Origin of the sequence: Micromonospora sediminicola, assembly GCF_900089585.1 — a bacterium.
In the GTDB taxonomy this organism is placed as follows: Bacteria; Actinomycetota; Actinomycetes; order Mycobacteriales; family Micromonosporaceae; genus Micromonospora; species Micromonospora sediminicola.
Genome location: NZ_FLRH01000003.1, coordinates 993,189 through 1,013,755, shown reverse-complemented (window position 1 = coordinate 1,013,755; position 20,567 = coordinate 993,189). Strand labels below are relative to the sequence as shown.

The window sequence follows — 20,567 nt, the reverse complement described above, 5'->3', positions numbered from 1 at the left end:
GGGGGTGCCGGCCTTCACGTCTTACTTGGTCCAGTGCTGGTTCACGATGTCGGTGGCCTGCTTCTCCCACTGGGCGTAGGCGTCGGGGTAGGCGGAGACCTGGACGGTCTGGGCGGCGTCGGTCAGGGGCATCTTCTCCCAGCCGTCGACCTGCTTCAGGCCCTTGAGGAAGGCCAGGGTGGAGTACTCGGGGTCGGTGATCTGCTCCGGCGTGCCCCAACCACTGGACGGGCGCTGCTGGAACAGGCCCAGCGAGTCGTGGTCATTCTTGTCGCCGAGGTGGCCGAGGTTCTCCAGCTTCGACTCCTGCAGGGCGGTGGCGATCGAGACGACCGCGGCCCGCTCCGGCAGACCGGCCTTCTTCGTGGCGGCGATGATCGCCTTGGCGTTGGCGGTCTGCTCGTCGTTCAGGGTGATGCGGGACTGCTCGCCCTGCACGCTGGCGACCGCGACGGGCTTGGCAGCGGCGTGGGCGGGGGTGTCGGTGTGGGCGGCGACCGGACCGGCGAACACGCCACCGGTGAAGGCCAGACCAGCGATACCGAGGATGCTCTTGCGCAGGATCGTGTTCATCGGGGGGCTCCATTCGGGGGTCAACACACCGGGGGGTGTGGGCACCGTCAGGCGCGCGAGAAGTCTTGAAGGGGGATCCGGCTGGCTCGTGAGGGCTGGGGGGTCAGCTCACGGGGGCCGGGGTGTCCGGCTGGCTCGCGGGGCGGGGGGCCTGCACGCGGCGCCGGGATGATGTGTAACGACCGGCGGCCTGCCGTCATTCCGCCGGGGGCGGGGGTGGCGGCTCGGGGGTGTTCGCCTGCTCGGTCGTTCACCCGTCTACAACGCCGCCCCGCCCACGCCGATTCCGCGTCCAGGGTGCCGCCCACCACCACCGAACCGGACAACCACCCGCACCCCACGCAGACGGGTGACGTCCGCGAGCGCATCCGGACACCCGTGACGTTCCACCCAGCGGGCGACAACCTCGTCAGTGGAAACGCCCTGGGTGCATCCCGGCCGCGGACACCCATGACGTTCCACCCAGCGGCCGCCAACCCGGCCAGTGGAACACCATAGGTGCATCCCGGCCGCCGAGACACCCATGACGTTCCACCCAGTGCGCGCCAGCCCCGTCAGTGGAACACCATGGGGCCATCCCGGCCGCCGAGACACCCATGACGCTCCACCCAGCGCATGCCAAAGCCCGTCAGCGGAACACCGTGGGTGCATCCGGCCCCAGCAGACGCCCACCCCGTTCCACCCACCGCCCGCCAACGAGCGATACGCCCGCCCAACCTCAGACCACCCCGCACACCGGAGGCCCGCGCCCGCCCGAGCAGGCCCCTAGCAGCCCGCGACGATCGCCGACAGTTTCGTTCGCGGCGAACAACGACTGCCCGAAGACCGCTTTGAAGCTCTCCGAGAGCGAGGCGGACGGCGAGGAGGTGCGGGCACGAAACGGGTGAGCAGGCGCGACGCGGACACGGAGCAATGCGACGCGGGGGCCGACGAGGCGGGAGACCACGGGCAGCGCGGCCCGGCCCGCCGTGGCCGGAGTCGGTCAGGTGGCGGGGTGAGGAGCCGCGACGGTCACGGCTCGAACTTGTAGCCCAGGCCCCGGACGGTGACGATGTAGCGCGGCGCGGACGGCTCCGGCTCGATCTTGGAGCGCAGCCGCTTCACGTGCACGTCCAGCGTCTTGGTGTCGCCCACGTAGTCGGCGCCCCAGACCCGGTCGATGAGCTGGCCACGGGTGAGCACCCGGCCGGCGTTGCGCAGGAGCAGCTCCAGCAGCTCGAACTCCTTGAGCGGGAGCTGCACCAAGGCGCCGTCGACGGTCACCACGTGCCGCTCGATGTCCATCCGTACCGGGCCGGCGGCCAGGGTCGGCGCGCCCGTCTCGTTGGTCTCGGTGCTCTGCCGGCGCAGCACCGCGCGGATCCGCGCGACCAGCTCACGGGGCGAGTACGGCTTGGTCACGTAGTCGTCGGCGCCGATCTCCAGGCCGACCACCTTGTCGATCTCGCTGTCCCGGGCGGTGACCATGATGATCGGGACGTGCGACCGCTGGCGGAGCTGACGGCAGACCTCGGTGCCGGACATCTCCGGCAGCATCAGGTCGAGCAGCACGATGTCGGCGCCGGTCCGGTCGAACTCGGTGAGGGCGGAGGGACCCGTCGCGGCGACGGAGACCTCGAACCCCTCCTTGCGGAGCATGTAGGACAGGGCGTCGGAGAACGATTCCTCGTCCTCGACCACCAGTACGCGGCTCAACGGGTGTTTCCTTTCCTGTGGTCAGGCCTGCCGGAGCTCGGCCGGGCCGGCCTCGATCCCAGCGGAGGCGAGTGTCGCCTCCAGGTCGTCCGGGGGGCGGGCAGGCAGCCGGAGGGTGAACGTCGACCCCCCACCAAGGGTGCTCGACACATCCACCCGACCGCCATGGTTGCTGGCGATGTGTTTGACGATGGCCAGCCCCAGGCCGGTGCCGCCGGTCGCCCGGGAGCGGGCCTGGTCGGCCCGGTAGAAGCGTTCGAAGATCCGGTCGACCTCGTTCGGGGCGATGCCGATGCCCTGGTCCGCGACGGCGACCTCGACGTACTCGTCGGTGCCCCGCACGGTGACCCGGACCGTGGTGTCCTCGGCCGAGTAGGTGATCGCGTTCTCCACCAGGTTCGCCACCGCGGTCGCGAGTTGGCTGTCGCTGCCGTACGCGGTCAGGCCCCGCTGCCCGTCCACGACGATCTCCACCCGGCGGGCGGTGGCCGCGGTGCGGGTCCGGTCGATCACCTCGGCGAGCACCCAGTCCAGCGAGACCGGTTCGGGGGCGGGCTGCGGCTCGGCGCCCTGGAGCCGGGTCAGCTCCAGCAGCTCCTGCACCAGCCGGCCGAGCCGGGTGGACTCGTGCTGGATCCGCTCGGCGAACCGCCGCGCGGCGACCAGATCCTCGGAGAGGTCGGGCGCGCCGTCGCCGGCCGGTTCGGTGGCGTCCACCAACGCCTCGGCGAGCAGTTGGAGGGCGCCGATCGGGGTCTTCAGTTCGTGGCTGACATTGGCCACGAAGTCCCGGCGTACCCGGGCCAGGCGGTGCGACTCGGTGACGTCGACCGCCTCGATCGAGATGTAGCCGGCGCCCAGTCCCATGGCCCGCAGGTGCACGCCGAGCGGGTTGACCCCGGAGCTGTCGCGGCCCCGGGGCAGGTCCAGCTCGATCTCGCGGCGCACGCCCGTGCGGCGGACCTGCCCGGCGAGGGTACGGATCAGCGGGTGCGCCGCGATCGAGCCGGGTGTCGCCCCGGTGCGCAGCAGCCCCATCGCGCGGGCGGCCGGGTTCACGAGCACCGGCACGTCGTCCGGGTCGAGCACCACCACGCCGGCGCGCAACGAGTCGATCGTCTTGCGGCCGAGCCCGGAGAGGCCCCCCTGCTGGTCGTCCGGAATCGTCGGCCTCCCTGCGTCACGGCGGGAGGTCCCGCCGCCCCGCGACGCCCGGCGGCGTCGCCATTCCCCGACGGGCTCGGACAGCAGCGACCCGGCGACCAGCCCGGTCACCAGCGCCACGGCCACCGCGATGGCCACCGCCCATTCCACCCGGCGATCGTAGGGTCATTGTTAACCCGGGGATCGGGCACAAAGGGACGAACCACTCTCGCTTCCGGGAAAGTTCACCTGCGGGTCCCGCGTCGTTCATCCGCGTTCACCCTGGTGCCGGCCGTGCGGCCTACCGTGGGGCGCGCACCTGCTCACGCCGTAGCCGCTCCCGGCGACGGCAACCGACCCCAGGAAGTGACGATGCGCGACGAGTTCCGGGCCGACCTGCAGATTGTCAGCCAACTGCTGGTGGACATGGCCGAGGCGGTGCGCGCGGCCATGCGGCAGGCCACCAGGGGGCTGCTCACCGCCGACCGCGCCGCGGCCGAGACGGTGATCGCGCGGGACGCCGAGATCGACGACCTCTACCGGCACGTGGAGGAGCGGGTCTGCGACCTGCTCGCCCGTCAGGCGCCGGTCGCCTCCGACCTGCGCGCGATGATCACCGCCCTGCACGTGGCCGCCGACCTGGAGCGGATGGGCGACCTGGCCGACCACGTGGCCAAGACCGCGCTGCGCCGGCACCCCTCGCCGGCGGTCCCGGCCGAGCTGCGGCCGGTCTTCACCGACATGGCCGGCATCGCCGACCGGATGGCCGAGAAGATCGGCGCGGTCCTGGCAAAGCCCGACGCCGACGTGGCGGCGGAGCTGGACCGGGACGACGACGCGATGGACGACCTGCACAAAAGCCTGTTCGGCGTGCTGCTCGGCGACGACTGGCCGTACGGCGTGGAGACCGCCATCGACGCGACCCTGCTGGGCCGCTTCTACGAGCGTTTCGCCGACCACGCGGTGAACGCCGGCGAGCACGTGGTCTACCTGATCACCGGTTCGCCGTCCAGCTGACCCCGGCCCGCGTGCAAGGAGGGGCCCCTTCTTAACAGCCCAGCGTTAAGAAGGGGCCCCTCCTCTACCGCAGACGTTAATAAGGGGCCCTTCCTTACACCCTCAGCGGCCCTGGTTGGCGACTGCGGCGGCGGCGTCCTTCGCGGCCTCCGGGTCGAGGTACGTCCCGCCGAGCACCTGCGGGCGCAGGTCCGCGTCCAGGTCGTAGCGCAGCGGGATGCCGGTGGGGATGTTCAGCTTGGCGATCGCGTCGTCGGAGATCTGGTCGAGGTGCTTGACCAGCGCCCGCAGCGAGTTGCCGTGCGCCGCCACCAGCACGGTCCGGCCGGCCAGGATGTCCGGCACGATCGAGTCGTACCAGTAGGGCAGCATCCGGTCGACGACGTCCTTGAGGCACTCCGTCCGGGGCATCAGCTCGGTCGGCAGCAACGCGTACCGGGGGTCGCCGACCTGCGACCACTCGTCGTTGTCGTCGATCGGGGGCGGCGGCGTGTCGTACGACCGGCGCCAGAGCATGAACTGCTCCTCGCCGTACTCGTCCAGGGTCTGCTTCTTGTTCTTGCCCTGAAGCGCGCCGTAGTGGCGCTCGTTGAGCCGCCACGACCGGCGCACCGCGATCCAGTGCCGGTCGGCGGCGTTCAGCGCCAGCTCGGCGGTGCGGATCGCCCGGCGCAGCAGGCTGGTGTGCACCACGTCCGGCAGCAGGTCGTGCTCGCGGAGCAGCTCGCCGCCGCGCCGCGCCTCGGTCTCGCCCTTGGCGGTCAGGTCGACGTCGACCCAGCCGGTGAAGAGGTTCTTGGCGTTCCAGTCGCTCTCGCCGTGCCGCAGCAGGACCAGCGTCCCGATGGTGGGCCCTTCGCTCGCAGTCATGCCGATCATCCTGCCGTACCGGCCCGGCGGACACGCGGGGACCGGTGGTGACGACCACCACGTGGAAATGCGGATGACCGGCGTTCCGGGGCGGGACTAGGTTGTAAGGCATCCGGCAGAGGTCGGTCATTACCGAGCGGGGGGCGTCGGCATGCGGACGGTGCGGGGCTGGTTCCAGGAGACGGCGGGCGGCCTGCCACGGACGTTCTGGTACCTCTGGACCGGCACCCTGATCAACCGGCTCGGCTCGTTCATCCTGGTCTTCCTCGCCATCTACCTGACCCAGGAGCGCGACTTCTCCGCCTCGCAGGCGGGTCTGGTGATCGGGCTCTGGGGCGTCGGCGGCGCGGTCGGCACCACCGTCGGCGGCACGCTGACCGACCGCTGGGGCCGCCGGCCCACGCTGCTGACCGCGCACCTCGGCGCGGCCACCATGATGGTCGCGCTGGGCCTGGCCCGGCCGCTCTGGGCGGTGGCCGTGGGCGCGTTGCTGCTCGGCACGTTCGCCGAGGCGGCCCGCCCGGCCTTCGGCGCCATGATGGTCGACGTGGTGCCGGAGAAGGACCGGCTGCGGGCCTTCTCGCTGAACTACTGGGCGATCAACCTCGGCTTCGCCTGCGCCGCCGTCCTCGCCGGCTTCGCCGCCCAGGCCGGCTACCTGCTGCTCTTCCTGGTGGACGCGACCACCACGGTGGTCACCGCGCTGATCATCTTCACCCGGGTGCGGGAGACCCGGACCACGCCGACCGGCCCCGTCGTCAAGGGCGCCCCCGCGCCCGCCGGCGCGCTGCGGACCATCCTCGCCGACCGGGTCTTCCTCGGCTTCGTGGCGCTCAACCTGCTCGCCGCGCTGGTGTTCCTCCAGCACATCTCGATGCTGCCGATCGCGATGGGCGACTCCGGGCTCAGCCCCGCCACCTACGGCTCGGTGATCGCGCTCAACGGCGTGCTCATCGTGGTCGGCCAACTCTTCGTACCCCGGCTCATCAGGGGCCGGAGCCGCTCGCACGTGCTGGCGCTCGCGGCGCTGGTGATGGGCGTCGGGTTCGGGCTCACCGCGTTCGCCGACACGGTCTGGCTCTACGGCCTGACCGTGCTGATCTGGACGCTCGGCGAGATGCTCAACTCGCCGTCCAACGCCACGCTCATCGCGGAGCTGTCACCGGCCGCGCTGCGCGGCCGCTACCAGGGCGTCTTCTCGCTCTCCTGGCAGCTCGCCGGCGCCGCCGCGCCGATCCTCGGCGGCCTGGTGCGCGAGCACGCCGGCAACAGCGCGCTCTGGCTCGGCTGCGCCGGCATCGGCGTCGTGGCGGCGGTCGCCCACCTGGTCTCCGGCCCGGCCCGGGAGCGGCGCGCGGCCCGGCTGCGCGCCGTCGGCACGACGGTCACGCCGGTCACCGCCACCCGCACCCCGGCGCCGGAGGCGGCCGAGGCCGCGGCCACCTCGCCCGCCGAGCCGGTCCGGGTCGGCTCCTGAGTACGCCCCCGCGTGCCGGCCGCCGGACCGGCGGATACGGTACGCGGGAGCATCGGTAAGGAAACCTTCCTGGAGGACGGGTGCGCGGCCTGCGGCGCTGGTGGGACGACACGGCCGGCGGCCTGCCCGCCACCTTCTGGTACCTCTGGTCCGGCCTGCTGATCAACCGGGCCGGCGCGTTCGCGCTGCTGTTCCTCTCGCTCTACCTGACCGCCGCGCGGGGCGCCTCGCCGTCGCTGGCCGGGCTGGTGGTCGGCGCGTACGGCATCGGGGGCGCGGCCGGCACGCTGCTCGGCGGGGTGTTGGCGGACCGGTGGGGCCGGCGGGCCACGCTGCTCGCCGCGCACCTCACGGCGGCCGGACTGATGGCGGCGCTGGCGTTCAGCCGGCACCTCGCGGTGATCGCCGTGCTCGCCGCCCTGGTCGGGGTGGCGCACTCGATGCCCAGCCCGGCGTTCGTCGCGGCCATCGTGGACGTGGTGCCGGAGGCCCGCCGGTCCCGCGCCTTCAACCTCCAGTTCTGGGCGTTCAACCTGGGCATGGCGGTGGCGTCGCTGCTGGCCGGGGTGCTCGCCGAGGCGAGTTTCCTGGCGCTGTTCCTGGTCGACGCCGGAGCCACCCTGGCGGCGGCCGTGGTGATCGCGCTGAAGGTGCCGGAGACACTCACCCGCCGGCCGGCGGTCACTCCGCGCGCGGTGGTGGGGCGGCGTCCCGGGCTGCACACCGCGCTGACCGACCGCACCTTCCTCACCTTCGTCGGGCTGACCTTCCTGCTGGCCGTGCTGACCATGCAGACGTCGACCATCATGCCGCTGGCGATGCGCGCGGACGGGCTGCGCCCGTCGGCGTACGGGCTGGTGGTGGCGCTGGGCGGGGCGCTGATCGTGGCCGGGCAGCTCTTCGTCCCACGGCTGATCGAGCCGTACCGCAGGTCGACGGTGCTGGCCGTGTCCACCGGCCTGATGGCGCTCGGGTTCGGCGCGCTGACCGTCGCCGACGGGCTGCCGCTCTATCTCGGCGCGGCAGTGGTCTGGACGGTCGGGCAGATGCTCGCCGCGCCGCCGAACGCGCAGATCAACGCGGACCTGGCCCCGCCCGAGCTACGGGCCCGTTACCAGTCGGTGTTCTACCTGACGTTCCCGGCGGCGTCGTTCGTGGCGCCGGCGCTCGGCGGACTGAGCCTGGAGCACCTCGGCGAGCGGCACTGGCTGGTGGTGGGCGGGTTGGGCCTGGTCGCCGCGGCCGGGCACCTGCTCGCCGGGCCGCCTCGGGAGCGCCGGGTCGCGGCGCTGCGGGCGGCGACCCGGCGCCCGGTCCGCGCCGCGCGCTGAACCGGGCTCAGGAACGGCCGAGCGCCCACCCCGACCCCCGTCGAGATGGGCGCTCGTACCGTACGCCCGGCGGCGGCGGGCGACACTCACCCCCGTAAGCGTCGCCCGCTCGCGCCGCCGGTTCCACGGGCGGCACCGTCCCCCAACGGTGTGCTCCACCCGATCTTCGCGTCTCGCCTGCGCGGATCTGATCGATCCGCCGCTCCCCCGAACGAAAACAAGCGTGACGCGGTGCAATAAAGTTAGTTCGACCGGATTCCGGATTCAACCCAGATCGCTGTCTCGCCCGTCACAGCACGCGTGTCGGCTATCCGGCTGTCAGTGCTCCGGTCTCTGGGATGGCCAACACGGGGTTCCCGGCGACCATTCCCGCAAACCTCAGCCGTCCTCACGATTCGGGTTCTCGGTACGGAAGAAGTTGCTCTGCCGACCGTCCCGCATCTGCTCCTGGTAGATCAGGTTCAGCCGCCGTGAGTCGAACGTCCGGAACCAGTCGTCCCAGGTGACCTCCCGGATCCGGCCGCTCTCCCGGTAGCCGGGGATGTTGAACGTCAGCACGCCGGGCCGGTCGCCGCGCTCGGTCCCGGCGATGGTCGCCGGTTTCGCGCCCCGGGCCCGCGCCCACCGCTGGATCACCTCGTGGTTGCGGGTGACCAGGCTCCGGCCGGGACGCTCCGGACGGTCCGCGAGCGAGGTGATGAGCTGCGACGACCCGATCGACCGACTGGACGCCGGCCCGAGCGTCGGCGCGGCCTGCGCCCGCGCGGATGCGGCCTTCCGCGCCGGGGCCGCCTTCGCCCGCGAGGGGGCAGCCTTCGCCCGCGACGGCGCCGCCTTCGCCCGGGAAGGAGCCGCCTTGGCCCGCGACGGAGCCGCCTTCGCCCGGGAGGGCGAGGTCGTCGCGCGGGCCGACGACGCCTTTCGCGCCGGGGCCGCCTTCGCCCGCGAGGCGGTCGCCTTCGCGCGCGCCGGGGCCGCCCTGCGCGTACCCGTCGCCTTGGCCCGGGCGCCGGTGGCGCGGGCGGCCGGCGCGGACTTTGCCGGAGACGTGGCCTTCCGGCGGGCCGCCGTCGTCTTCTTCGCGGCGGCGGTCTTCTTCGCCGCCGTGGTCTTCTTCGCCGCCGGGCGACCGGCCGGGCCGGTGCTCCGCCGGGCCGCGCCGCCACGGCCCTCCGACCGCATGGTCCGGGCCAGGGTCTTCACCAGCTCCGGCTTGCGCAGCGCGGAGGTCCCGGAGACCCCACGCCGGCGGAGCTGACTCCGGATGTCGTCCACCTTCATCCGGGAGATGTCGGACTCCGACACCCTCGGGGTGTTCGGCGTCTGGTTACCGGGTTGCCGCTTGGTCCGGGTCGCGGTCGTGCCGCGACCTGAGCTGTTGCGCTGAGCCATGGGACACGCTCCTCGACAGTCCGTCCTCGGCTCGCGGTGGGTCCCCACACACACTCCGCACCGCGCGGTGCGGCATACCCGTCAGGAGGACTCCGAACCTCCGGCGGCCGAGCCGGCCGGCGTCGAGGGCTCGAAGAGGTGGGCGAACGCGGCCAGGTTGGCGGTCGACTCGCCCCGCTTGACCCGCCACTCCCACTCCCGCCGGATGGCGGTGCCGAACCCGATCTCCAGCATGCTGTCGAACGACTCGTCGGCGTAGGTCAGCACCGAGCCGAAGAGCCGGTCCAGCTCGTCGGCGTCGAGCCCGGCCAGGTTGACCCGGCCGGTCAGGTAGACGTCGCCGACCGTGTCGATGGAGAACGAGACGCCGTACATCCGCGCGTTGCGCTGCAACAGCCAGGCCCACAGCTCCTCGCGCCGCTCGTCGGGCTGGCGCATCACGAACGCCTCGATCCGCAGCGCGTGCTCACCGACGATCAGGTTGCAGATCGTCTTGAGCTTGTGCGTGCCGGGCAGGGTCACCGCGTACGACGCCTCGCCGGTGGCTTCCCACTCCAGCTCCCGTTCGGCACAGACGGCCTCGATCAGCGCGGCGACCTCACTCCTGCGGCTCATCGCACCCACTCTACGGTCGCCCGCCCCGCCCCGCCCGACGGCGACGGGTCACCAGGAACAGGTGAGGGCCGGGTCACCGAGCCGGCCGGCCAGCCGGGCCCGGTGCTCGGTGATCGCCTCCCCGTAGACCGCGAGCAGCCCGGAGACGGTCCGCTGCCAGGAGAAGGCGCGGGCGTGCCGCTCGGCGCCCCGGGCCAGCGAGGCGCGACGCAGCCGGTCGGGCAGCAGGCGGGCCAGCGCCCGCGCCCAGTCGACCGGGTCGTGCCCGTCGATGAGCATCCCGCTGACCCCGTCGCGTACGGCGGTGACCAGCCCGCCCACGGCGGCGGCCAGCACCGGCGTGCCGCACGCCTGTGCCTCCAGCGCGACCAGCCCGAAGGACTCGTTGTGCGACGGCACGGCGACCAGGTCGGCGGCGCGGTAGAGATCGGGCAGGCGGTCGCCGGTCTGCGGCGGAAGGAAGCGCACCCGGTCGGCGACGCCCAACGAGTGGGCCAGCTCCATCAGGGCGGTCGGCCGGTCCAGGCCGCTGCCGCTCGGGCCGCCGCAGATCACCACGGTCACCTCGTCGGCCAGCGCGGGCTCCCGCTCGCGCAGCGCGGCCACCGCGCGGACCAGCACGTCCGGCGCCTTGAGCGGCTGGATCCGGCCGACGAACGCCACCACGTGCCCGTCGGTCGGCAAACCGAGGCGGCGGCGGGCGGCGCGGGTCGCGGCCTCCCGGTCACCGGCGGCGGGACGGAACCGGTCCAGGTCCACGCCCGGCTCCACCACGGCCACCCGGCCGGGCTCGGCGGCGTACCGGTCGAGCAGGTCACGGGCCTCCACCCGGGTGTTGGCGACCAGCCGGTCGGCCTCGGTGACCACCTGCTCCTCACCGATCACCCGGGCCTTCGGCTCGGGCCGGTCCCCGACGGCGAGCCGGGCGTTCTTGACCTTGGCCAGGGTGTGCGCGGTGTGCACCAGCGGTACGCCCCAGCGCTCCTTGGCCAGCCAGCCGACCTGGCCGGAGAGCCAGTAGTGCGAGTGGATCAGGTCGTAGTGGCCGGGCGGTCGGGCCGCCTCGGCCCGCAGCACACCGGCGGTGAACGCGCAGAGCTGACCGGGCAGCTCCTCCTTGGTCAGCCCCTCCAGCGGCCCGGCGGTGACGTGCCGGACGGTCACCCCGGGCGCCATCTCCACCACCGGGGGCAGGTCGCCGGAGGTGGCCCGGGTGAAGATCTCCACCTCGACGTCGGCCTCGGCCAGGCGTCGGGCGACCTCCAGGATGTAGACGTTCATCCCGCCCGCGTCGCCCGTGCCCGGCTGGTGCAGCGGCGAGGTGTGCACCGAGAGGGTGGCGATGCGGCGCGGCCGAGGCCACGGCAGGGCACCGCGCTGACGACCGACACCGGTGTGCAACTCCGCCACGTCCGCTCCCTCTGTCACGGTTGATGCCGTCCCGCACGACCGGCGCTTCTCGGTCAACCCGTACGCCGGATGTCATCTTCCCCATCGGGGTTCGGAAATGCCTGCGGCGGGTTCCCCGGCGTGACGGACCTCATCACGGCGGGCAGCGGGGCGGCGGGAGAGAATGTCCGGATGACCTCAGTCGCCATCGTCACCGGAGCGTCCAGCGGGATCGGGGCGGCCACCGCCCGCCGGCTGGCCGCCGAGGGTTTCCACGTGCTCGCCGCCGCGCGGCGTACCGACCGGCTGGCCGCGCTGGTCGCCGAGATCGAGGCGGCCGGCGGCGCGGCCACCGCGGTGGCGTGCGACGTGACCTCGGACGAGTCCGTCGCCGGCCTGGCCGCCGCCGCCGACGCCGCGCCCGGGCCGGTCACCCTGCTGGTGAACAACGCCGGCGGCGCGCGCGGCCTGGACCCGGTCGAGACCGCCGACGTACGCGACTGGCAGTGGATGTACGACGTCAACGTGCTCGGCACGCTGCGGGTCACCAAGGCGCTGCTGCCCGCGCTGGAACGGTCCGGCGCGGGCACCGTGGTGATCGTCAGCTCCACCGCCGGCCACGTCGTCTACGAGGGCGGCGGCGGCTACACGGCCGCGAAGCACGCGCAGACGGCGGTCGCCGGCACGCTGCGGCTGGAGCTGTGCGGCCGGCCGGTCCGGGTGGTCGAGATCGACCCGGGCATGGTGCGGACCGAGGAGTTCGGCCTGGTCCGGTTCGGCGGGGACGCGGACCGCGCCGAGGCGGTCTACGCCGGCGTCGCCGAACCGCTGGTCGCCGACGACGTGGCCGACTGCGTCGCCTGGTGCGCCACCCGGCCGCACCACGTCAACATCGACCAACTCGTGGTGCGCCCGCTGGCCCAGGCCGCCCAGCACAAGGTGCACCGGACGTCCTGACCGTGGAACCGCGCCGGCCGCTCGGGGTGGTCACCCGGGGCACGACGAGTCCGAACCGGCTCCGGCGGGTGGACAACTGGATCGTCGAGACCTGCGGGGACGCGCTGCGCGCCGCCGCCGACCCGCTCGTGGTGGACCTGGGCTACGGCGCCACCCCGGTCACCCCGCTCGAACTGCGGGCCCGGCTCGCCGCCCGGGTCCGCGCGGACGTGCGGGTGGTCGGGCTGGAGATCGATCCGGTACGCGTGGCCGCCGCCGAGCCGGCCGCGGACCCGCCCGGGCTCACGTTCGCCCGGGGCGGCTTCGAGCTGGCCGGGTTGCGCCCGGCGTTGGTGCGGGCCTTCAACGTGCTGCGCCAGTACGACGAGAGCGAGGTGGCCGACGCCTGGCGGACGGTCACCGGACGGCTGGCGCCGGGCGGGCTGCTGGTCGAGGGGACCTGCGACGAACTGGGTCGGCTCGGCGCGTGGGTGCTGCTCGACGCGGCCGGACCGCGCACGCTCACGCTGGCCGCGAAGCTGACCGCGCTGGAGAGCCCGGCGACGCTGGCCGAGCGGCTGCCGAAGGCGCTCATCCACCGCAACGTGCCCGGTGAGCGCGTGCACGACCTGCTCGACGCGCTGGAGCAGGCCTGGCGCTCAGCCGCCGGCTATGCCCCCTTCGGCCCCCGGCAGCGCTGGCTGCGCGCCGTCGCGACGGTGCAGGAGTCGGGCTGGCCGGTCCAGAACACCCCCCGATCCTGGCGCCACGGCTACCTCACCCTCCCCTGGCCCACCGTCGCCCCGTCCTGACCGCCCCTCCCCCGTCGATCTCGCGGTTGCGCCCCTCGAAACGAGCCGGTCGGCACTGATTCACGGGCCCCGACGTACGGCTTACAGCTCACGGGTGACGCGTCACGGCTCCCGCCTCACAGCTCCCGGCTCACGGCTCACGGCTCACGGGGGCACCCGGTCACGGGGGCACGGGGGCACCCGGTCACGGGGGCACGGGGGCACCCGGTCACGGGGGCACGGGGGCACCCGGTCACGGAGGCACGGGGGCACCCGGTCACGGAGGCACGGGGGCACCCGGTCACGGAGGCACGGTTCCAGGGATCGCGCCATCCGGGTCACCGGTCTCCGGTCACCGGTCACCGGTCACCGGGGCACCGGTCTCCGGGGCACCGGTCTCCGGGGCACCGGTCAACAGGTCAACAGGTCACGGCTGGGAGATCTTGGTACGGAAAGGCCCCTCCAGGGGCACTTTCGTACCAAGATCTCTCCGCGTCCCACGAAGTAGAACACCAATCCCAAGACGCGGACTTCCACCTCCTGTCTCGGCGATCTTGGAGTTGTGGCACCTTCGATAACGGTTCAAAACCGGCACACCATGGCACACAACTCCAAGATCGCCGAGAGCCGAGAGGGGAGGGAGGGCGGAAGGGAGGCAGGGTCGGTCAGATGGTGCAGTTGATCAGGACGGGCTCGGGGTGCAGGGGCACGCCGAACCGGGCGTGCACGCCGTCGCGGATCTCGCGGGCCAGGGCCACCAGGGCGGCGGTGCTGGCCGCGCCGGAGCGGTTCGTCAGCGCCAACGTGTGCTTGCCGGAGATGGCGACGCCCTCCGGGCCGGCGTACCCCTTGCCGAAGCCGGCCTTGTCGATCAGCCAGGCGGCGCTGACCTTCACCACGTCGCCGGCGCCGGGCCAGTGCGGCGGCTCGCCGAGGTCGGCCGCGCGCTCCCGGAGCAGCTCGTACGCCTCGCGCTCCAGCACCGGGTTGGTGAAGAACGAGCCCACCGACCAGGTGTCCGGGTCCGCCGCGTCGAGCACCATGCCCTTGCCCGCCCGCAGCCGGCGCACGGTGGCCCGGGCGTCGGCCAGCGGCACCCGGTCGCCCACCTCGACGCCGAGCGCCCGGGCCAGCTCGGCGTAGCGGACCGGCCCGGAGAGCGGCGAGCGGGTGAGCCGGAAGTCGACCGAGAGCACGACCCAGCGGTCGCTGTACTTGAAGATGCTGCCCCGGTAGGAGAACCCGCAGTCCGCCGCCGCCATCCGCACCACCTCGTGGTGCGTGCGGTCGTACGCCTCGACGGCGACGATCGTCTCGGCCACCTCCTGGCCGTACGCGCCGACGTTCTGGATCGGCGTCGCGCCGGCCGAACCGGGAATGCCGGAGAGGCACTCCAGCCCGGACCAGCCGCGTTCGACGGTGGCCGCGACCAGGTCGTCCCAGGGCTCGCCGGCGGCGACACGTACCGTGACGGTGTCGCCCTCGGAGGCGACGACCCGGAACCCGCGTGAGCGGACGAGCACGACGGTGCCCGGGAAACCCTGGTCGCCGATCACCACGTTGCTGCCGCCGGCGAGCACCAGCACGGCCTCCTCGCGGGCCTCGGCCTCGCGCACCTTCCGCACGATCTCGTCGGCGTCGGTGGCGATCTCCAGCCGGCCGGCCGGACCGCCGAGGCGTAGCGTGGTGTAACGCGCCAGGGAGGCCGGATCGGTCGGGCCGGCGGCGGTCGTCGGTTCGGCGTAGACGTCTGACACGCCTTTCACCCTAGGCTGAGGGGTAGCCGCGGCACCCACTGGTGGCCCGGTCACCCCCGGGAGGATGGCGATGAGCAGACTGCACCACACGAAGGACTTCTGGATCGGCGCGCTGCGGACGGAGGGTCCGGCCTTCGCCGCGGCGGTGTCGGAGGCGCCTCCCGAGACACCGGTGCTGTCCTGTCCCGGCTGGACGGTCACCGATCTCGCCCATCACCTGACCAGGACCTACGTCTGGGCGGGCACGGTGCTGAGCGCCGGTTCCACCAGCCGGCCGGAGCGGCGCGACCCGGAGCCGCCGGCCGGTCTGACCCCGGCCCAGTGGTATGTCCAGGAGTACGAGCGCCTGAACGCGCTCTTCGACGCGCTGGACCCGGAGGCACCGGCCTGGAACTTCGCGCCCCAGCCGAAGAAGGCCGGTTTCTGGCCGCGCCGGATGGCGCACGAGACGGCGGTGCACCGGTGGGACGCCCAGCTGGCCATCGCGGCGGGTGAGCCGATCGAGGCCAAGCTCGCCGCCGACGGGGTGAGCGAGGTGCTCGACACCTGGCTGCCGGCCGGCCGGCGGACCCGACCGGGCCAGTGGCACGGCGTGGTGCAGCTGACCGCGACGGACGCCGCGCAGGAGTGGTACCTGCGGCTGCGTGGCGAGGGGATCGCGCTGCTGGACACCGCGACGATCCTGGACCACGACGACCACCGGGCCCGCGCCCAGGTCACCGGCACCGCCAGCGACCTGCTGCTGGCGCTGATGGGCCGGGTCAGCTTCGACACGTTGGGGGTGGCCGGCGACCGCGGCCTGCTGGACGGCCTGCGGGTGGGCTGACACAGCACCCGATACCGGGCGGAGAGGGGCGGTCATCGCCCCTCTCCGCTTTTTTCGGACGCGGGGAGAGCGCTCTCTTGACAGGATCGGGAGCACCCAGCACGCTGTCGTGAGAGCGCTCTCTTAGTACCGGAACCGCCTTCCACCACCCGTTACGACCCCGAGAGGTCAGGACAGCATGCTCACCTTCACGCGCCGTCGACTGGCGGCGGTGGCCCTGGTCGCCGCCACCGCACTGCTCGGCACCACCGGCTGCGGCGGCGGCGACGAGGCCGCCTCCGACGGGCCGATCACCCTCACCGTCGACACCTTCGGCCAGCTCGGCTACGCGGATCTCTACCAGGAGTACATGGCCAGCCACCCCGACGTGAAGATCGTCGAGCGGGGCACCGGCAGCAACCTCGACGAGTACTCGCCCAAGCTCACCCAGTGGCTCGCCGCGGGCAAGGGCGCCGGCGACATCGTGGCCATCGAGGAGGGGCTGCTGGTCGAGTACAAGGCCAACCCGCAGAACTTCGTCAACCTGCTCGACCACGGCGCGGGCGAGCTGAAGGGCAACTTCCTCGACTGGAAGTGGAACCAGGGCCTCACCGCCGACGGCAAGCAGCTCATCGGCCTCGGCACCGACGTCGGCGGTATGGCCATGTGCTACCGCAAGGACCTGTTCGCCAAGGCCGGGCTGCCCACCGACCGGGAGGCCGTGTCCAAGCTCTGGCCCACCTGGCAGGACTACATCCGGGTCGGCGAGCAGTTCACCGCGAAGAAGACCGGTGCCGCGTTCCTCGACGCCGCGACGAACACGTTCAACACCATCCTGCTCCAGAACGCCGGCAACACCACCGGCTACAGCTACTACGACACCAGCAACAACCTGGTCGTGGGCAGCAACCCGGCGGTACGCCAGGCGTACGACACCACCGTGGACATCATCGACTCCGGCCTCTCCGGCAAGTACGGCTCCTGGTCGGAGGAGTGGGTCTCCGCCTTCAAGCAGTCGAAGTTCGCCACCATCGCCTGCCCGGCCTGGATGACCGGGGTGATCGAGGGCAACGCCGGCCCGGCCGCCAAGGGCAAGTGGGACATCGCCCAGATCCCCGGCAACGGCGGCAACTGGGGCGGCTCGTTCCTCGCCGTGCCGAAGCAGAGCAAGCACCAGGCCGAGGCGATCGAGCTGGCCAAGTTCCTGACCAGCGCCAAGGGTCAGATCGGCGCGTTCAAGGCGAAGGGCCCGCTGCCCTCGTCGCCGCAGGCGCTGGCCGACCCGGCGATCCTCGACTCGAAGAACGCCTACTTCTCCGAGGCCCCCGTCGGCAAGATCTTCGCCGAGGGCGCCAAGAGCCTGAAGCCGGTCTACATGGGCCCGAAGAACCAGGCCGTCCGCACCGAGGTGGAGAACGCCGTGCGCACCGTGGAGCTGGGCAAGCGCTCCCCGCAGCAGGGCTGGACCGACGCGGTCGCCAACGCCGAGAAGGCCGCCGCCAAGTAACCCGAGCAGCGCGTGCGGGCGGTCCCGGTGACGGGTGCCGCCCGCACGGCGGAAAGGAGTCCCGGGTCATGGCCGTCCAGCTCGACGCCCGCCCGCCGGTCGCACCGGCACCCCGACACAGCCGTCCCGCACGGGGCGCCCGGCTCAGCCGGTTCGACACGAAGTACTCGCCCTACCTCTACATCGCCCCGTTCTTCCTGCTCTTCGGCGTCTTCGGGGCCTACCCGCTGGCGTACACGTTCTGGGTCTCGCTGCACGACTGGGACCTGCTCGGCGCCGAGCACCCGTTCATCGGGTTCGACAACTACAGCCAGCTGCTCGCCGACCCGGACTTCTGGCACTCCGTGGTCAACACGCTGGGCATCTTCGTCATCTCCACCGTCCCGCAGCTGCTGGCCGCGCTCTGGCTGGCCAACCTGCTCAACCGACAGCTGCGCGCCCGCACCACGTGGCGGATGGCGGTGCTGGTCCCGAACGTCACCTCGACCGCCGCGGTGGCGATCGTCTTCGCGGTGCTCTTCGGACGCGACTTCGGCATGATCAACTGGCTGCTCGACCACGTCGGGGTGAGCGCGATCGACTGGAAGGCGAACAGGTTCGCCGCCTGGGTCGCCATCTCCACCATGGTCGACTGGCGGTGGACCGGCTACAACGCGCTGATCTTCCTGGCCGCCATGCAGGCCATCCCGCGCGACCTGTACGAATCGGCGTCGATCGACGGCGCCGGCCGGGCCCGGCAGTTCTGGTCGATCACCGTGCCGCTGCTCAAGCCGACGATCGTCTTCGCGGTCATCGTCTCCACCATCGGCGGCCTCCAGCTCTTCACCGAGCCCCGGATGTTCAACTCCGGCACCAACGCGATCCGCGGCGGGCCGCTGCGCGAGTCGCAGACGGTGACCATGTACATGTTCGAGAACGCCTTCGCCCCGCACTACAACTTCGGCTACGGCTCGGCCATCGCCTGGCTGCTCTTCGCGCTGATCGCGATCGTCGCGGCGATCAACGTCCTGCTCCTGCGCCGGCTCGGCGGCGGCTCCCGCAAGGAGGTCTCCCGATGAACCGCCTCTGGTCGGCCAGCCGACTCACCTACCTGGCGCTGACCATCTCCGCGCTGCTGTCGATCTTCCCGATCTACTGGATGTTCGTGGTGGCCAGCCGCACCAGCGACGCGATGGGGCAGGTGCCACCCCCGCTGACCCCCGGCGGCAACCTCGGTGCCAACATCGCCCGGCTGTTCGACAACACCGATGCCTACTTCCTCACCGGCCTGATCAACTCGACGATCGTGGCCGTCACGGTGACCGTCTCGGTGGTCTTCTTCTCCACCCTGGCCGGGTTCGCGTTCGCCAAGCTGCGCTTCCGCGGCCGCAACGCGCTGCTGCTGGCGATCATCGCCACCATGATGGTCCCCACCCAGCTCGGCGTCATCCCGCTCTACCTGCTGATGACGAAGCTCAACTGGAACGACCGGCTGCCCGCCGTGATCGTGCCGGCGCTGGTCACCGGCTTCGGCGTGTTCATGATGCGCCAGTACGCCGGCCAGGCGGTCAGCACCGAGCTGATCGAGGCGGCCCGGATGGACGGCTGCAACACCGCGCGGATCTACTGGAACGTGGTGCTGCCCGCGCTGCGCCCGGCCGCCGCCGTGCTCGGCCTGCTCACGTTCATGACCACCTGGAACGACTTCCTCTGGCCCTACGCCGTGCTCAACGACCCGGAGAACCCGACCGTGCAGCTGTCGCTGCGGGCCCTCTCCGACGGCTACTACCAGGACATGTCGCAGGTGTTCACCGGCACGGCCATCGCCACGCTGCCGCTGCTGCTGGTGTTCGTCGTCTTCGGCCGCCAGATCATCGGCGGCATCATGGAAGGTGCGGTGAAGGCATGACGGGTCTCCGTTTCCCCGAGGGGTTCGTCTGGGGGGCGGCCACCGCCGCGTACCAGATCGAGGGCGCCGCCCGCGAGGACGGTCGCGGCCCGTCCGTCTGGGACACCTTCAGCCGTACGCCGGGGGCGGTGTTCCAGGGCCACACCGGCGACGTGGCCTGCGACCACTACCACCGGTACGCCGACGACGTCGCGGTGATGGCCGAGCTGGGGCTGCGGGCGTACCGGTTCTCGGTCGCCTGGCCGCGCGTGCGGCCGGACGGCACCGGCCCGGTCGAGCCGCGCGGCCTGGACTTCTACGACCGGCTCACCGACACGCTGCTGGACGCCGGCATCGACCCGATCGTCACGCTCTACCACTGGGACCTGCCGCAGGGGTTGGAGGACCGGGGTGGCTGGACCGTCCGGGAGACCGCCGAGCACTTCGCCGACTACGCGGTCGCCGTGCACCAGCGGCTCGGCGACCGGATCCGCACCTGGACCACGCTCAACGAGCCGTGGTGCTCGGCCTACCTCGGGTACGGCAACGGCGTGCACGCCCCGGGGCGGCGGGACGCCGGGGACGCGTTCCGGGCCGTACACCATCTGCTGCTCGGCCACGGCCTGGCGGCGCGGGCGCTGCGCGCGGCCGGCGCGGAGACGCTCGGAATCACGCTCAACCTGGCCGACGTCCAGCCGGCGGACGCCGGCAGCGCCGCGGACGCCGACGCGGTCCGGCTGGTCGACGGCCTGCACAACCGGATCTTCCTCGACCCGCTCACCGGCGCCGGCTACCCGGAGGACGTCCTGGCGCACGTGAGCCGGATCGTCCCGACCGACTTCGTCCGCGACGGCGACGAGAAGATGATCGCCGCGCCGCTGGACCTGCTCGGCCTGAACTACTACTCGCCCACCTACGTGGCCGGCCGGGCGGACGGCGGCGGCAGCGACGCGTACCCGGGCACCGCCGGGTCGGTCGAGTTCCTGCCGGCGACCGGGGCGCTCACCGACATGGGTTGGTCGATCGAGCCGGCCGGGCTGACGCGACTGCTCGAGCGGGTGGCGGCCGACCACCCCGGGCTGCCGCTGATGATCACCGAGAACGGCGGCGCGTTCCCCGACTCGGCCCGGGACGAGCAGGGCCGGGTGGCCGACACCGACCGCACCGCCTACCTCGACGGGCACCTGCGCGCGGCGCACGCCGCCATTGCCCGCGGGGTCGACCTGCGCGGTTATCTCGTATGGTCGTTGCTGGACAACTTCGAATGGGCCGAGGGTTACCGGAAGCGCTTCGGGATCGTCCACGTCGACTACCTGACCCAGCGGCGCACACCCAAGCAGAGTGCCCGCTGGTACCAGGAGGTGATCGCCCGGAACGGGCTGTGACGAGGTGGTGGTAACGG

At 72.4% G+C, this 20,567-nt stretch carries 18 protein-coding genes; 10 read left to right on the top strand and 8 right to left on the bottom strand.

The genetic code is table 11. The features are described 5' to 3' along the window. Nucleotides 1-21: 21 nt before the first annotated feature. The 3 genes from GA0070622_RS05290 to GA0070622_RS05280 form a co-directional block, all read right to left on the bottom strand. Nucleotides 22-573, bottom strand: coding sequence for a hypothetical protein (locus GA0070622_RS05290; RefSeq protein WP_091569305.1), 552 nt, complete (start codon nt 571-573; stop codon nt 22-24). 1,011 nt (nt 574-1,584) lie between these two features. After that, complete coding sequence (locus GA0070622_RS05285; RefSeq protein WP_091569302.1) at nt 1,585-2,268, bottom strand: response regulator transcription factor; 684 nt, start codon at nt 2,266-2,268, stop codon at nt 1,585-1,587. Between the two features lie 21 nt (nt 2,269-2,289). After that, a complete protein-coding gene (locus tag GA0070622_RS05280) occupies nt 2,290-3,582 on the bottom strand; it encodes a sensor histidine kinase (protein ID WP_176558984.1) in 1,293 nt (430 codons plus the stop codon). 201 nt (nt 3,583-3,783) lie between these two features. On the opposite strand from GA0070622_RS05280, the gene phoU reads away from it, so the two are divergent. Then, complete coding sequence (phoU, locus tag GA0070622_RS05275) at nt 3,784-4,428, top strand: phosphate signaling complex protein PhoU (RefSeq protein WP_091569299.1); 645 nt, start codon at nt 3,784-3,786, stop codon at nt 4,426-4,428. Between the two features lie 102 nt (nt 4,429-4,530). On the opposite strand, the gene GA0070622_RS05270 is transcribed toward phoU, so the two are convergent. Then, nucleotides 4,531-5,298, bottom strand: a complete 768-nt coding sequence (locus GA0070622_RS05270) for a phosphoglyceromutase (protein WP_091569294.1) — start codon at nt 5,296-5,298, stop codon at nt 4,531-4,533. Nucleotides 5,299-5,449: 151 nt separating this feature from the next. On the opposite strand from GA0070622_RS05270, the gene GA0070622_RS05265 reads away from it, so the two are divergent. Both GA0070622_RS05265 and GA0070622_RS05260 read left to right on the top strand, forming a co-directional pair. Beyond that, entirely contained in the window at nt 5,450-6,775 is a 1,326-nt protein-coding gene (locus GA0070622_RS05265; protein WP_091569290.1) for an MDR family MFS transporter, read from the top strand. An 80-nt stretch (nt 6,776-6,855) separates the two neighbouring features. Then, the gene (locus tag GA0070622_RS05260; protein ID WP_091569287.1) at nt 6,856-8,106 is read left to right on the top strand and encodes an MDR family MFS transporter; all 1,251 of its coding nucleotides are present in this window, start codon (nt 6,856-6,858) and stop codon (nt 8,104-8,106) included. A 378-nt stretch (nt 8,107-8,484) separates the two neighbouring features. Here the strand turns inward: GA0070622_RS05260 and GA0070622_RS05255 are convergent, their stop codons facing one another. The 3 genes from GA0070622_RS05255 to mshA all read right to left on the bottom strand — a co-directional run bounded on the left by GA0070622_RS05255 (nt 8,485) and on the right by mshA (nt 11,523). Continuing rightward, nucleotides 8,485-9,387 carry a hypothetical protein gene (locus GA0070622_RS05255; RefSeq protein ID WP_245666533.1) on the bottom strand — a complete coding sequence of 301 codons (903 nt, stop codon included), beginning with the start codon at nt 9,385-9,387 and terminating at the stop codon, nt 8,485-8,487. Nucleotides 9,388-9,579: 192 nt separating this feature from the next. Then, complete coding sequence (locus GA0070622_RS05250) at nt 9,580-10,113, bottom strand: type III secretion system chaperone family protein (protein ID WP_091569278.1); 534 nt, start codon at nt 10,111-10,113, stop codon at nt 9,580-9,582. Between the two features lie 48 nt (nt 10,114-10,161). Next, complete coding sequence (mshA, locus tag GA0070622_RS05245; protein WP_091569275.1) at nt 10,162-11,523, bottom strand: D-inositol-3-phosphate glycosyltransferase; 1,362 nt, start codon at nt 11,521-11,523, stop codon at nt 10,162-10,164. 171 nt (nt 11,524-11,694) lie between these two features. Between mshA and GA0070622_RS05240 the strand changes: the two genes are divergently transcribed. Next, on the top strand, nt 11,695-12,459 hold the full coding sequence (locus tag GA0070622_RS05240) for an SDR family NAD(P)-dependent oxidoreductase (RefSeq protein WP_091569269.1): 765 nt from the start codon (nt 11,695-11,697) through the stop codon (nt 12,457-12,459). A 2-nt stretch (nt 12,460-12,461) separates the two neighbouring features. Beyond that, on the top strand, nt 12,462-13,250 hold the full coding sequence (locus GA0070622_RS05235) for an SAM-dependent methyltransferase (protein WP_091569265.1): 789 nt from the start codon (nt 12,462-12,464) through the stop codon (nt 13,248-13,250). Nucleotides 13,251-13,894: 644 nt separating this feature from the next. On the opposite strand, the gene GA0070622_RS05230 is transcribed toward GA0070622_RS05235, so the two are convergent. Then, entirely contained in the window at nt 13,895-14,986 is a 1,092-nt protein-coding gene (locus GA0070622_RS05230; protein ID WP_091569261.1) for a UDP-N-acetylmuramate dehydrogenase, read from the bottom strand. Nucleotides 14,987-15,056: 70 nt separating this feature from the next. Here GA0070622_RS05230 and GA0070622_RS05225 point away from each other — a divergent pair, with 70 nt between their 5' ends. The 5 genes from GA0070622_RS05225 to GA0070622_RS05205 all read left to right on the top strand — a co-directional run bounded on the left by GA0070622_RS05225 (nt 15,057) and on the right by GA0070622_RS05205 (nt 20,550). Continuing rightward, nucleotides 15,057-15,812 carry a maleylpyruvate isomerase family mycothiol-dependent enzyme gene (locus GA0070622_RS05225; RefSeq protein WP_091569256.1) on the top strand — a complete coding sequence of 252 codons (756 nt, stop codon included), beginning with the start codon at nt 15,057-15,059 and terminating at the stop codon, nt 15,810-15,812. A 178-nt stretch (nt 15,813-15,990) separates the two neighbouring features. Beyond that, complete coding sequence (locus GA0070622_RS05220) at nt 15,991-17,298, top strand: ABC transporter substrate-binding protein (RefSeq protein ID WP_091569251.1); 1,308 nt, start codon at nt 15,991-15,993, stop codon at nt 17,296-17,298. Between the two features lie 68 nt (nt 17,299-17,366). Continuing rightward, nucleotides 17,367-18,356 (top strand): carbohydrate ABC transporter permease, encoded by a 990-nt coding sequence (locus GA0070622_RS05215; RefSeq protein ID WP_091569248.1) that lies wholly within the window; start codon nt 17,367-17,369, stop codon nt 18,354-18,356. Beyond that, nucleotides 18,353-19,186, top strand: coding sequence for a carbohydrate ABC transporter permease (locus GA0070622_RS05210; RefSeq protein WP_091569244.1), 834 nt, complete (start codon nt 18,353-18,355; stop codon nt 19,184-19,186). Before GA0070622_RS05215 ends, GA0070622_RS05210 begins: the two co-directional genes overlap by 4 nt. Then, on the top strand, nt 19,183-20,550 hold the full coding sequence (locus tag GA0070622_RS05205) for a GH1 family beta-glucosidase (RefSeq protein ID WP_091569240.1): 1,368 nt from the start codon (nt 19,183-19,185) through the stop codon (nt 20,548-20,550). Before GA0070622_RS05210 ends, GA0070622_RS05205 begins: the two co-directional genes overlap by 4 nt. Nucleotides 20,551-20,567 lie beyond the last annotated feature (17 nt).